12 protein-coding genes are annotated in these 13,206 nt (G+C 38.7%); 9 read left to right on the top strand and 3 right to left on the bottom strand.

Annotated elements, in window-relative coordinates; genetic code table 11:
* Nucleotides 1-12: 12 nt before the first annotated feature.
* Both M23134_RS07055 and M23134_RS07050 read left to right on the top strand, forming a co-directional pair.
* A complete protein-coding gene (locus M23134_RS07055) occupies nt 13-1,170 on the top strand; it encodes a DUF6588 family protein (RefSeq protein ID WP_045113146.1) in 1,158 nt (385 codons plus the stop codon).
* A 209-nt stretch (nt 1,171-1,379) separates the two neighbouring features.
* Nucleotides 1,380-1,955, top strand: coding sequence for a hypothetical protein (locus M23134_RS07050; RefSeq protein ID WP_045113145.1), 576 nt, complete (start codon nt 1,380-1,382; stop codon nt 1,953-1,955).
* A gap of 57 nt (nt 1,956-2,012) precedes the next feature.
* Here the strand turns inward: M23134_RS07050 and M23134_RS07045 are convergent, their stop codons facing one another.
* From M23134_RS07045 to M23134_RS07035, 3 genes are all read right to left on the bottom strand, one after another.
* Complete coding sequence (locus M23134_RS07045; RefSeq protein WP_002694915.1) at nt 2,013-2,546, bottom strand: gamma carbonic anhydrase family protein; 534 nt, start codon at nt 2,544-2,546, stop codon at nt 2,013-2,015.
* 387 nt (nt 2,547-2,933) lie between these two features.
* Nucleotides 2,934-3,239, bottom strand: a complete 306-nt coding sequence (locus M23134_RS07040; protein WP_045113144.1) for a hypothetical protein — start codon at nt 3,237-3,239, stop codon at nt 2,934-2,936.
* A 75-nt stretch (nt 3,240-3,314) separates the two neighbouring features.
* On the bottom strand, nt 3,315-4,451 hold the full coding sequence (locus M23134_RS07035; protein ID WP_002694913.1) for an RNA-guided endonuclease InsQ/TnpB family protein: 1,137 nt from the start codon (nt 4,449-4,451) through the stop codon (nt 3,315-3,317).
* A 57-nt stretch (nt 4,452-4,508) separates the two neighbouring features.
* Here M23134_RS07035 and tnpA point away from each other — a divergent pair, with 57 nt between their 5' ends.
* From tnpA to M23134_RS07000, 7 genes are all read left to right on the top strand, one after another.
* Entirely contained in the window at nt 4,509-4,907 is a 399-nt protein-coding gene (gene tnpA, locus M23134_RS07030) for an IS200/IS605 family transposase (RefSeq protein ID WP_002694912.1), read from the top strand.
* An 839-nt stretch (nt 4,908-5,746) separates the two neighbouring features.
* The gene (locus M23134_RS07025) at nt 5,747-6,604 is read left to right on the top strand and encodes an SDR family oxidoreductase (RefSeq protein WP_002694908.1); all 858 of its coding nucleotides are present in this window, start codon (nt 5,747-5,749) and stop codon (nt 6,602-6,604) included.
* A 190-nt stretch (nt 6,605-6,794) separates the two neighbouring features.
* Complete coding sequence (locus tag M23134_RS07020) at nt 6,795-7,538, top strand: ParA family protein (RefSeq protein ID WP_002694905.1); 744 nt, start codon at nt 6,795-6,797, stop codon at nt 7,536-7,538.
* Nucleotides 7,531-8,457, top strand: coding sequence for a ParB N-terminal domain-containing protein (locus tag M23134_RS07015; protein ID WP_002694904.1), 927 nt, complete (start codon nt 7,531-7,533; stop codon nt 8,455-8,457). Before M23134_RS07020 ends, M23134_RS07015 begins: the two co-directional genes overlap by 8 nt.
* A 67-nt stretch (nt 8,458-8,524) precedes the next feature.
* Complete coding sequence (locus M23134_RS07010) at nt 8,525-9,595, top strand: quinone-dependent dihydroorotate dehydrogenase (protein ID WP_002694903.1); 1,071 nt, start codon at nt 8,525-8,527, stop codon at nt 9,593-9,595.
* A 47-nt stretch (nt 9,596-9,642) separates the two neighbouring features.
* Complete coding sequence (locus M23134_RS40440; protein ID WP_002694902.1) at nt 9,643-12,408, top strand: FtsK/SpoIIIE family DNA translocase; 2,766 nt, start codon at nt 9,643-9,645, stop codon at nt 12,406-12,408.
* Between the two features lie 134 nt (nt 12,409-12,542).
* Nucleotides 12,543-13,187 carry a LolA family protein gene (locus M23134_RS07000; RefSeq protein ID WP_002694901.1) on the top strand — a complete coding sequence of 215 codons (645 nt, stop codon included), beginning with the start codon at nt 12,543-12,545 and terminating at the stop codon, nt 13,185-13,187.
* Nucleotides 13,188-13,206: the final 19 nt, after the last annotated feature.

The raw sequence follows: 13,206 nt of genomic DNA, 5'->3' as shown, positions 1-13,206 counted from the left end.
TCAAAAATGTTTATGAAAACTTATTACCTATCTATCTGGCAAAAAGCAGCAATGGTATTTCTCAGCTGTTGGATGTTTTTTTCTGAAAGCATTGTTTATGCCCAAACTGATTTAGTCCAGATATTGAACACAACACAATCTGATTTTAACAAATTAATGGATGGCTACTATAAGCCTATAAGTAAAGCAGCTGGTACGGCTATGAATCATGGTTGGCATAATGTAGCAGAACCTATGCGTGTTGGAAGGTTTGATGTAAGGATTGTGACTTCAGCCACTTTTACCCCTGAACAGGATCAAACACTAGACTTGAATGCTTTAGAACTCAGTAACTCTTTTTTGTTTGACCCTGAGTCATCCACTACTGCTGGATTATTAAGTTCAAACCAAGGCAGCACTGTTAGGTATTTCCCTCAAGGTGTAGACACTGACAACAACTCACCCGCTTTGCTTACCTTACCCGACGGTGTAGGCTTTAATTTTGCCCCTGTACCAGCCGTTCAATTTAATTTAGGATTATTATGGGGTACAGAACTATCTATCCGTTTTGCTCCTCCACTAGCATTTGATAATAACCAAGATATATTAGATAACTCTGAAGGTAAAACTAAAATAGGTTTATGGGGAGTAGGACTTAAGCACGATTTTCAACAGTGGATTCCAGGTTTTAACCTTTGGCCGGTTAAGTTTTCACTGGCTATGGGTTTTAGTCATGCCAATATCAAGTCCAACACAGCACTTACTCCTACTGACACCACTTTGGTATTGCAAGGCGTCAGTGCCAAACCAGACTACAGCAACTTTACCAACCAACAACTCAACTTTACAGTTGATGCATTTCATGCTGGTTTATTGTTTTCACGAAAGTTCCCTATCATCACATTTTATGGAGGCTTATGGTTCCAAACTTCTTCCACCAGGTTTGAAATTTTAGGCAACTACCCCATTACAATACAAGACAATGATCCTAACAGCCTCACTTTTGGAGATACTGTCATTGCCGAAATCACTGATCCCTATACAGTAACTCATAGCTTTAGACAAGCCAGTTTTAATCTAGGGGTACGCCTTAAGTTAGGGGTATTTAGTTTATTTGTTGACTACGCTACTGGCACACAAGATTATAACACATTAAGTACAGGAATAGGTTTTGGGTTATACGAAAACTAATCACTTGTATAGCATAGAAATAAATTTATTTAAAATAAAAAAGCAGTTTTGGGTCTAATTTCAAAGCTGCTTTTTTATTACATGTATTCCTGAAATACATTCCCCCACTCTGGCCTATATCATTTGTAAACCCCTGATTATTTCGTATTTTTATAGATATAAAAGCATTACAAGTTTATCAGTGCTTTTGCCAACAACATTACAGAAACATGCACACAATAGAACCTTTTTACAATTGGGAGAATGCTTATCAGGCTTGCAGAGATATGCGTTCTCCTTTTTTCGGACGAGAGTATAATGTTCAACATTATACCAATGATATTTATGGATACTACATTCACCCTCTTTGGGATTGGATAGGTTCTGAGACGCTATATGTAAAGATACTTTTTGTAGATTATAATAGGCGTTATGCGATTATAGAACTTTTTGGCGAATGGAATGACACACTACATAATGATATTATGCATTTAAAAAGATGTGTGATTGACAACCTTACTGGACACGGGATTAATCAGTTTTTACTGGTAGGCGAGAATGTGCTCAATTTTCATGGCTCCGATGACTGTTATTATGAAGAATGGTTTGAAGATATAGAAGAAGGCTGGATAGCCGCATTCAACTTTCGCGACTTTGTAATAGATCAATGGAAACAATACAACATAGATTACTACATCAACTTTGGGGGCTCACTTGAAATAGATAACTGGCGAACAATGAAACCTTTAAAACTCTATCAATTGATTAACTCACAAATAATCAAAAGGATTGGGGCTGCTTATTAGTACCTCTGGACAAAAAGTCCAGAGGTTGTAAGGGCTTTTGGGCATCAACGCATTTTGTTACTCATCATTACCAGCGTGGGCACCTTCCATAAACCAACGGGCATATTTGGGATAAGCCGAAGCAATTCGTGTGATCTCACTGGTAAGATCTTTCGCTTCTTTGAGTAATTTTGCTGGGTTGCCAGCCCACACAGTACCAGACTCTACCACCATGTTTTGTAATACTATCGCCCCTGCCCCAATGATAGATCCAGACTTAATCATGGCCCCATCCATCACAATGGCTCCCATGCCTATCAACACATTGTCTTCGATGGTACAGCCATGCACTATAGCATTATGAGCAATAGATACATTGTTGCCAATAATCGTTTCACTACGTTGATAAGTAGCATGCACCACTGCTCCATCTTGTACATTTACCTGGTTACCCATACGTATGGCACTTACATCACCCCTTACTACACAATTAAACCAAAAGGTGCAGTCATCTCCTGCAATGATGTTTCCTACCAAGGTGGCGTTTTCTGCCAAAAAACAGTTATCACCATACTGAGGAGTAAACCCTCGTGCTGATTTTATTAAAGCCATGTTTAATTTGATTTGTATTGATAAACTTTGTAAAAAGGGAAGTTAGCCATTTCTCATAAATTGTGCAGAGTAACCAAACAAGTATTTTGAAGACATCCTAAAGCAAAAAACACTTTCGGACATTTTGCCCAAAAGTGTTTAGATGTTGTGAAACAAAAACACCTACTTACCAATACTCCACTTATACAATCAAATAGACTGAATCTTGTGTTGTGAAATATGAAAATTGATTTTTGCCACCAAGCATTGAACTTTGATATGATTGACTTGATATACCTCAATGTTTGCCCAATGTACTTTCCCTTACAACAGCTGCTTCTCTGAAGCTTTAGGCTGTATCTTGTTCTATTGATTCTAAGAAAATAATGGCTTTCAGTGTTTATATTTTTAGCTAATTGATGTGGTATAGTTAAATGTATCTAGCTCATCTTGTAGTTTCATAATGCGTTGCTCCAGTTTTTCTATAGCTTCATCTTTGTCTCTTTGTTTAAACTGAGCCTCATACGCTACCAACTCATTATTATAACCTATGTTTACTTTTCCTTGCTTCACCGATATTTCACGGTAAAAAGTAATCATTGATTTCAACTCACCTATTTCATATATTTTATCTTGCACTACTGTGTTGGCTTGTGTAAGCTTTACCTTAAGTCTAATAAGCTCTTTTACCTTTTGGTCCAACTGCAACAACAAATCGGGAACATTTTGACTACTCCCCAAGCTAAATCAGAGGGGATTCTTACCCAACGCACAACTCAATAGTTCACGTTAACGGATAGAGGCAAAAGCCCTTGCCTCAATATTTTTTGCAGCATTGACATCTGCATTTAGTTCGGTATTACAGGAGCTACACACAAATTTAGCTTGTGTTATCCTACTTTCTTTGTCTTTGTGTCCACATTCAGAACATATCTGAGAGGTATGTTTTGGGTTAATCTTGACAAAAGTTCGTCCATGCCACTTGGACTTGTATTCCAATTTGTCCAAGAACATAGAAGGAGCAGTGTCCAGGATAGCACGGTTAAGACCTGCTTTGGCTTTAACATTTTTACCTGGTTCTTCAGCATTGCCTTTGGCACTACCAGTCATGTTGCGAACTTTGAGGTTTTCAACCGAAATAGAGCCATATTTGAGTATTAAGCCTGTGCTGATTTTGTGTTGAAAATCGTTACGAATACGGGCAATTTTAGTCTGAAGTTTAGCCAGTTTTCGGGCTTGCTTCTTGAAGTTGCTCTCGCCTTTCTTTTTGCGGGAAAGGCTTCGTTTTTCAACCCTGAGCTTTTTTTGGTAGCGTTGAAAAAGGCGCGGATTGGCAATGTGCTCACTATCAGAAGTTGTTAAAAAATGCTCTACACCCCAATCCAAGCCCACAGTTTGGTTATTACTGGGAAGCGGTTGGATGGTGGTGGAAAACATGATAGAAATATAGAAGCCATCCGATTCTTTGATGATGGTTGCTCGTCTGAGTTTGGCTTCTTTTGGTATTTCGCGGGAGTAGAAGGTTTTGACTTCACCAAGTTTTGGGAGGACAAAACGACCTTTTTCGCAGTTATCCCAATTGACCGATTTAAGAGTGATGGAGTTGTACTTTCCTTTCTTTGCCCATTTAGGAAAACCACCCCCTTTGAAAAAAGATTGATAGGCTTTTTCAAGCCTTTGAAGCACATCCTGGAGGCTTTGAGAAGGAACATCCTTAATCCACTCTACATCCTTGAGGGTTTTGAGCTCCTTATCCAAATCAAAGCGAGACAAGTTAACCCCGTAGGCTTTGTAGACGTATTGTTTTGTCTCCAAAGCAAGGTTGTACACAAAACGACAGGCGCCCACCCAACTATTCAGCTTTTGAGTTTGGGCAACCGATAAATTTCGGAGCTTGTATTTGTACGTTTTAACTACTTGGAGCATAATGCAATATACGGAAAATATATTATTTATTTGACAGTTAAATACTATATTTAAGCTATGGAAAAACGTTGGAAAAGCTCTAAAAATAGTGTCTACAGCCTTGGCTATCATATCATTTGGTGTCCAAAATACCGCAGGAAAGTCCTGACTGAAGAAATACAAAAAAGACTCAAAGAACTTTTGCTTCTAAAAGCAAAAAGCTTAGGCATTGAAATTCAAACCATGGAGACTATGACAGATCATGTTCACCTTTTCATCAAAGCCAAGCCTGTAGATGCTCCTCATTTCATTGTTGGGCAACTGAAGGGGTATACCAGTCGCTATTTGAGAAAAGAATTCCCAAAACTAAGAAGCAGACTTCCAACCCTTTGGACAAGATCGTACTACATTGAGTCGGTAGGGCGTATTTCAGAAAAAAACATCAAGAAATATATTGAAAATCAAAAAAATGTTTGACGCTGAATGTGCTTCTTCCAGGAGCAATTATTTTTCATCCCACGGCTGAAGCACGTAGGCTTTCAAATAACATATATCGTAAATTACTCATCTGTAAAATATCAGATGGAACCTCTGATAAGCCTAAACCTACTCTTGTTACACTAGTCGTGGTTTTGGTTGTATAGTTCCACATAATAGTTACATAGAGACATATACTCATGCCTATACAAAGTAATATGTTTTGCCACTTCACTTTTGCCACCCTAAAACTTAACTCAGAAAAATCCAGCGAACCAGCCCTCAGCTTTTGCTTGGATGTAGTATTTAAACTCACCTCTTGTGTATATAGTTGCTCATACCTTTTCCAAAAAACCTCAGAGTCATCATAAGTTTTCCAAAGTTTAGGAACATGTTCAAAATAAGTGTCGAGATTGAGGGCATATATTCAAGACTGACTGAGGCACTTTTTGCAGGCGTAGCCATAGCTACGGCGAAAACCGATGGCAGAGCTCGGCGCAGCAGGGCTCTGCCAAAGGCTAAAAGTAACGAAAGTCAGTAAAGAGAACCGCAGAACGAAGTTCAAGCTCTGCGAAGCTAATTTGTTCTAAATCGGACAGCTTCAAAGTCCCGATTTCTTATCGGGGTTATTGTTGAGGGCTATGCCCGAAATCCCGTTTACGGGGCGATCACGTTCCTTAGTGGCTTGTTTTTCTAACCTATTCATCTTTTCCTGGTTTTTATTATTTCATGTATCTTCTATTATTTACTTTCTATTTACCTATGGACATTTTGTCCAAAAGTAAATTACCCCTTCATATTATATATGTATATTACCACCCAAATAACCCTTACTCATTATGAAAGATAAAGTATGTATTATAACTGGTGCTAACGCTGGCATTGGAAAAGAAACCACACTCGCTCTTGCCAAAAAGGGAACAACTATAGCCATGGTTTGCCGCAACCCTAACAAAGCTGAAGAGACTAAAAAAGAAATTATCAACGAAAGTGGTAATCAAAACATAGAGATTTTTATATGCGACTTTAGCATACAAGCCCAAATAAAAAAAGTGGCAGTTGAACTTACCCAACGTTACCCAGCTATAGATGTACTGATAAACAATGCTGGTTTTATTGCAGCTGGTACCACTCGACAAACTACTCCAGATGGTATAGAACAAACTGTAGCAGTTAACCATTTAGGCTACTTTATGCTTACCAATTTATTAAAGCCATCTTTATTGGCAAGTCCCACAGCACGCATTATCAATGTGTCATCAGACGCTCATAAGTTTATTGACTTTGACATCAATAACCTGCAACTAGAACAAGGTTATACTCCTATGAAAGCTTACTCAATTTCAAAATTACTCAACATTCATTTTACTATTGCCTTAGCCAAGCGTTTGGCCAATACCTCCATTACAGTAAACGCTTTACACCCTGGAGTAGTACGCACTAACTTTTCGAAAAACTTATCGGGCTTTACTAAAGTAATATTTGCTCTAGCCAAGCCTTTTATGATTAACCCAGTCAAAGGAGCTGCTACCTCTATATACTTGGCTAGTTCGCCTAAGGTGGCCAACATATCGGGTAAGTACTTTGCCAATAAAAAACAAAAAACACCTAACAAAGATGCACTTAATGAGGCATACGCCGAAAAAGTCTGGAATATGAGTATTCAACTAACCCAGCTCGAAGGTCAAACATTTTAACTACTTTCGGACTTTTTGTCCAGAAGTAACTTCCCACAAAACCACATTGCTCAACACTGCCTACTGCATAGATTAAGCGCTTGCTCAATGAGCAAAAACCTGCTATTTATTTGAGCAAATATTTTATAAGTAGTAAATTTATGGCTAAATTATTATTTGTCATCCAGACAACAACTTAGACAAAGATTCAATGAAACCACGAATAATTGCCGTAGTAAATCATAAAGGAGGCGTAGGCAAAACTACTACTACCCTTAACTTGGGTAAGGCACTTTCGATGAATAAAAAGAAAGTACTTATAGTAGACATTGACCCTCAGGCAAACCTGTCGCAGTCGGTAGGTATAGAAGAGCCTCCAAAAAATATTTACCACGCATTGTGTGAAGGTGAAGCGTTGCCTGTGCAAAAAATAGCTACAGGACTTAACATCATTCCGGCAGACCTTGATTTGTCAGGGGCAGAAGTAAAACTCATTACAGAGGTAAATGGGTATTTTAAACTAAGAAACGCACTGGCAACTATAGCAAAAGATTATGATTTTATTCTAATCGACTGCCCGCCTTCTTTGGGTATTCTCACTGCCAATGCAATGATAGCCGCCAACGAAGTACTTATCGTGGTTCAATCGCAATACCTTGCCATCAAAGGTCTTGATACTATTATAGAATTGATAGAGGAGCTACGCCAAAACCTAAATCCAGCACTGGGACTTATGGGGCTACTGCTTACTCAAGTAAACCGTACAGTGGTAAGTAGAACCATTGTAGAGAAAGTTCAAACCGAATATCCCGATGCAGCTTTTCAAACCGTTATCAGGCAAAACGTAGCAGTGGTAGAGTCGTCTACTCATCGACAAGATATTTTTTCTTACGATAAAACCTGCGCTGCTGCTGAAGATTATTTAAACCTTTCAAAGGAGGTCATTAATGGCTAAAAGAGATAAACTGGCAAACCTATTAAGTGGAGCCGTGAAACAAAAAAGCGAAAGCGAGTCGCAGATAAAAGCAAAGATTCACATTGAGGATGAATTCAGAGATTTGATTCCTCCACTCAAGGAAGATGAATTTGCCCAACTTGCCCAAAACATCGCAGAGGAAGGGTGCCGTGAACCTTTGGTGGTATGGAAAGTACCCCATGATGCTGATGACGAACTTGCTGGAAAGTATGTACTTATTGATGGACACAACCGTCATAAAATATGTACTACTTATAATGTAGACTTTAAGATTCATCTGGTACAATTCAAAACCAGGTTTGAAGCGCGCAACTGGATGATCAATAACCAGCTGGGACGACGGAACCTTAGTAAAGAACAACAAGCTTTTTTACGTGGGTCGCGTTATAACTCTGAGAAATCGCAAGGGCAACGCACTGATCTAAGCAACAGTGACCAACCCAAAGAGTCTACCGCAAAGCGTATTGCTAAAGAATACAATGTAGATGAAAAAACGATTCGTCGTGACGCTAAGTTTGCTGAAGGGATGGACATTATTGGAAAGTCAAACCCTGAACTGAAACAAGAAATACTGAAGGGCAAAGTAAAAGTAAATAAGAGCCATGTACAAAAGCTGGGCGAAGTAGCCAAAGACTCTGACGAGGTACCTATACTCAGTGTAGAAGATATCTATAAAAGAGCTACCGAAATAGAAGAAGGTAAAGAAGAGCAAGCTTATCAAAGCCAAGATGTACCTACGCCTCAGTATACCAACGAACAAATAAATGCTCAAATAGAACACTACCATGCCAGTATAAAAAAAGCGTTGGAAGTAGCCATCAAAAATCGTGATCGGCTTGCTCTGTCAAAAATCAAAGCCGACCTTAATCAACTAGAAAAGCTTTTGCTCAATAATTAAAGAGGTTCATTATCTCTTTGGTAAAAAACTGTTACTTTTACAACATCATCATTAACTTTTAGAAGATTTGTATAAACAATTTGTCAGACCTGTTTTATTCCGTTTTGATGCCGAAAAAGTGCATCATACTACTTTTAAAATGATTAAGTGGGCATTTAAAATACCTGGACTTTCTCACTTAATGCGAAAACGGTATATGTATGAACACCCCACATTGGAGAAAGAATTGTTTGGGCTTACTTTTAAAAACCCGATAGGGTTGGCAGCAGGTTTCGACAAAAATGCCGTTTTGATTCAGGAAATGGCCAACTTTGGTTTTGGGTTTATTGAGATAGGCACGCTTACTCCTAAAGCTCAGGAGGGCAATCCCAAGCCCCGATTATTTAGACTAAAAAAAGACCAGGCAATTATCAACCGGATGGGGTTTAATAATGATGGAGTAAGTACTGCCATTGGTCACTTGAAAAAACGTCCGGCAAATATTTTAGTGGGGGGTAATATTGGCAAAAACAAAGTAACCTCCAACGAAGAAGCAATCAACGATTATGAAAAATGCTTTGATGCTTTATTCGATTATGTTGATTATTTTGTGGTAAATGTAAGCTCCCCCAATACGCCTAACTTAAGAGCATTACAGGATAAAGAACCACTGACCAAGCTTTTGGTAACATTACAAAATAAGAACAAACAAAAACCTCAAACCAAACCTATTTTACTTAAAATTGCTCCTGACTTGAGCAATGAACAACTTGACGAAGTAGTAGAAGTTTTATTAGATACTAAAATAGATGGACTCATTGCTACCAATACAACCATTGACCGTGGGGGGCTTCAAGCTGACAAAACAGAAATAGAAACTATTGGTGCAGGTGGCTTAAGCGGCAAACCATTGAAAGACCGATCTACTGAAGTAATTAGGTATATCCATCAAAAATCAAATGGGGCTTTCCCAATCATTGGCGTAGGAGGCATAGCTTCTGCTGCTGATGCTATAGAAAAACTGGAAGCTGGCGCATCGCTGGTGCAAGTCTACTCTGGGTTTATCTACGAAGGACCAGCATTAATCAAAAACATAAAAAAAGCATTGATCAAAATGCAATCTAACAAAGGCACTCAAAAATTGGTGTCGAGCAAATAGTACTAGCTTGAATCAATGCCTTTTTACCAATTAAATTTGCATATAATATGGCAAAGACTGTCCGAGAAAATACATATAAAAGAAAAAACGATTCGGGGCGATTGAGTCAAAATGAGTTTATGCAGATCATAAGCTTACTACTCAAAAACAAAAATGTAAGGTTTACCCTAGGTCTGTTTTTTCTATTGCTTGCTATGGCAATGTTTGGCGCATTTACCTCTTATTTTTTAGGGGGAACAGGCAAAGCTGACCAAAGCCTGGTAGAAGCATTTTGGAATAATAAACTTACTCAAAGTGGCGCTGAAGTACAAAACTGGCTAGGGCTTACCGGGGCGATTCTTGCCCATACTTTTGTATTCAAGGGTTTTGGTATTGCTGCCTATATATTAGTTGTGATCTCTTTTGTACTGGGCTGGCGTTTTCTTAACAATGTTACGCTTATTAGGCTTTCCCGCTTAATGCGTGTATCTATATTTTTTCTTATTTGGATTAGTACTTTGGTGGCGCTTGCCGACCGAAGCGCTTTTGTAAGTGGTGCTTGGGGCTTCGAAATTGCCCATACTTTTTTAATTCCACTGTTCAAATCATTCTTTTCTGTAGTCATTACTTTTGCGGTATTAGCCTGGTTTGTAGTAAAAACCTTCGCTTATGACGATTATAAAAAGTATGTGTCAACCAATAATGGCATTGTAAAAACAATTTCCGATGCAGCCAAAAGTGTGCGATATGAACGAGTAGACAAGAACAAAAAAACGGGCAAAACCGCAGAAGCAGGCAACGATGAAGACCACAAAGATTTATTTTCAGACGAGGGCATTATTCTGGAAGTAACCGATGACGACCCCACGCTGGATAAAACCAAACCTATAGAAAGGGTTACCAAAATCACAGAAGATCCAACAGAAGCTATTAAAAAAGAACGGGCAAGCAAACTACGAACTACCCGCAGGCCTAAGGTAGACACCGAAGATTTATCAGAAGATAATGAAGAGGTAGTTCCTGATATGCCTCCGTTCAAAAACCCTACAAGTGAAACACCTCTGGAAATGCCTAAAGAGGTATCACCTAAGCGTACTCGCCGAAGTACAGAGAAACTATCTAAAAGAAAAACGGGCAAACTTGACCTTGAGCTTACTGATGAATCGGCACCAGTAACCCCTCAAACACCCCCTCCTTCTATAGATAAGGTGACTGAAAAAGTAAACCCATTCTTTGAAAAGGCAATCCAAAAAGACATTAACTTTAAAGAGGAAGCAGAGCATAACCGGGAAACAAAAGAAGAAAAAAAGCTGGAAGCTTATGACCCTACTCTAGACCTTAGTACTTATAAGTTTCCTACGGCTGACTTGCTCAATGAACTACCTGAAATGAAAAGACAGGTGTCAAATGAAGAGCTGGAAGCCAATAAAGATCGTATTGTAGAAACTTTAAGCAACTATGGCATTGGCATTTCTCAGATTAAAGCCACCATTGGTCCTACAGTAACTCTGTATGAAATTATACCAGAAGCGGGAGTTCGTATTTCTAAAATTAAAAACCTCGAAGATGACATTGCGCTAAGTCTTGCTGCATTGGGTATACGTATCATTGCGCCTATTCCTGGCAAAGGAACGATTGGTATTGAAGTACCCAATAAAAGGCGTGAAGTGGTAACTATGCGTTCTATTATGGAAGATGAAGCCTTCAAAAACACCAAGGCAAGTTTACCAATTGTATTGGGTAAAACCATTGAAAATAAGGTGTTTTTGGCTGACCTTGCCAAGATGCCTCACGTATTGATGGCTGGTGCTACTGGTCAAGGTAAGTCGGTAGGATTGAATGTTTTTCTTGCTACTTTAATTTACAAAAAACACCCTGCCGAGCTCAAATTTGTATTGATTGACCCTAAGAAGGTAGAGCTGGCTCTTTTCACAGCCATCGAGAAACATTTTCTGGCAACGCTTCCAGACTCAGAGGAAGCCATTATTACTGATAATCAAAAAGTAATTCATACCCTCAATTCGCTGTGTCTGGAAATGGACAATCGTTATAACCTGTTGAAAGATGCACTTTGCCGAAATATTAAAGAGTATAACCAGAAGTTTACTCAACGCAAACTCAACCCTAAAAAAGGGCACAAGTTTATGCCTTACATTGTGTTGGTAATAGATGAGTTGGCTGATTTGATGATGACCGCAGGAAAAGAAGTAGAGCAACCCATTGCTCGTTTGGCTCAGTTGGCACGTGCCATTGGTATACACTTAGTAGTAGCTACTCAACGCCCTTCTGTAAACGTAATTACAGGGGTGATCAAGGCAAACTTCCCTGCTCGTTTGTCGTTTAAAGTTACCTCTAAAATTGACTCCAGAACTATATTAGACGCCGGAGGAGCTGAGCAACTAGTGGGTATGGGTGATATGCTGTTTTCTATGGGAGCAGAAATGATTCGTCTGCAAGGGGCATTTTTAGATACTCCAGAGGTAGAACGTGTTTGTAACTTTATTGGTGATCAACAGGGCTACCCCGAAGCTTATCAATTGCCTGAGTTTCATGGAGAAGACAATAAGGGAGGTGGCAGTGCTGGCGGTTCAGTAGGCGATCGTGATGAATTGTTTGACGAAGCAGCCCGTATTATTGTCATGCATCAACAAGGGAGTACTTCGCTCCTGCAACGCCGTTTGAAACTTGGCTATAACCGTGCAGGCCGTTTGATTGATCAATTAGAACAAGCCGGAATTGTAGGCCCATTTGAAGGGAGTAAAGCGCGTGAAGTACTCATTCCTGACGAATACAGTCTTGAGCGTTTGCTTAATGAAATTAGCAATAACAGTTAATAAAAAAACATGAAGTATAATATAATTTACTAGAGTGGGTTTTATTATTAGCACGAAATTAAACTAAATAAAAAAATAGGTGTCTAATGACTAATTAAACAATTAGACCAGACAACAACATAATAACAAAGATCATGAAATTGAAAGCTACGATATTTTTATTAGCCATCGGGTTATTCACATTTACTAATTTATACGCGCAACAAGACGCCAAAGCAAAAAGCATTTTGGATGCAGTAAAAAACAGGTATGAAAACCTGAAAGCATTTGGTGCTTCATTCAGGTATTCGCTTAAAAGCTCTTCTGGTGTAACTGATAACTTTAATGGAAGCATAACTATAGCTAAAAAAATGTTTCGCTTGAAAGCCAGTGGACAAGAAGTAATGACTGATGGTAAAACTCAATGGACTTACTTAAAAGAAACCAATGAGGCCAATGTAACCGAATACGAACCAGATGAAGGAATTACTCCTGATAAAATTTACACCATTTATAAGCAAGGTTTCAAATACAGATTGTTGCCTGCCGAAAGCAAAGGGACTTATCATAGCATAGAAATGGTACCACAAGATCGTAAAAAATACCAATTGACCAAGCTCAAACTAAGGGTAAAGAAAGCTGATAATACAATCATGGGTTGGGAAACTTATGAGAAAAACGGCAATAGATATCTATATACTATACTGAAGTTTATAGAGCATAAAAATGGCATATCAAAAAGCTATTTCCAGTTTAACCCTAAAAAATATCCTGGCGTAGAGTTAAACGATTTGAGATAAACAACAATGCTACTTGGTG

The organism is Microscilla marina ATCC 23134 (genome assembly GCF_000169175.1).
Taxonomy (GTDB): domain Bacteria; phylum Bacteroidota; class Bacteroidia; order Cytophagales; family Microscillaceae; genus Microscilla; species Microscilla marina.
This window is presented reverse-complemented; position numbering and strand designations above follow the sequence as displayed.

Excerpts from the sequence above, each read along its gene's own strand:
- M23134_RS07015 (WP_002694904.1), top strand. The coding sequence starts at position 7,531 with ATGGCTAAAAGAGATAAACTGGCAAACCTATTAAGTGGAGCCGTGAAA.
- tnpA (WP_002694912.1), top strand. The coding sequence starts at position 4,509 with ATGGAAAAACGTTGGAAAAGCTCTAAAAATAGTGTCTACAGCCTTGGC.
- M23134_RS07035 (WP_002694913.1), bottom strand. The coding sequence starts at position 4,451 with ATGCTCCAAGTAGTTAAAACGTACAAATACAAGCTCCGAAATTTATCG.
- M23134_RS07020 (WP_002694905.1), top strand. The coding sequence starts at position 6,795 with ATGAAACCACGAATAATTGCCGTAGTAAATCATAAAGGAGGCGTAGGC.
- M23134_RS07000 (WP_002694901.1), top strand. The coding sequence starts at position 12,543 with ATGAAATTGAAAGCTACGATATTTTTATTAGCCATCGGGTTATTCACA.
- M23134_RS07025 (WP_002694908.1), top strand. The coding sequence starts at position 5,747 with ATGAAAGATAAAGTATGTATTATAACTGGTGCTAACGCTGGCATTGGA.
- M23134_RS07045 (WP_002694915.1), bottom strand. The coding sequence starts at position 2,546 with ATGGCTTTAATAAAATCAGCACGAGGGTTTACTCCTCAGTATGGTGAT.
- M23134_RS07050 (WP_045113145.1), top strand. The coding sequence starts at position 1,380 with ATGCACACAATAGAACCTTTTTACAATTGGGAGAATGCTTATCAGGCT.
- M23134_RS07055 (WP_045113146.1), top strand. The coding sequence starts at position 13 with ATGAAAACTTATTACCTATCTATCTGGCAAAAAGCAGCAATGGTATTT.
- M23134_RS40440 (WP_002694902.1), top strand. The coding sequence starts at position 9,643 with ATGGCAAAGACTGTCCGAGAAAATACATATAAAAGAAAAAACGATTCG.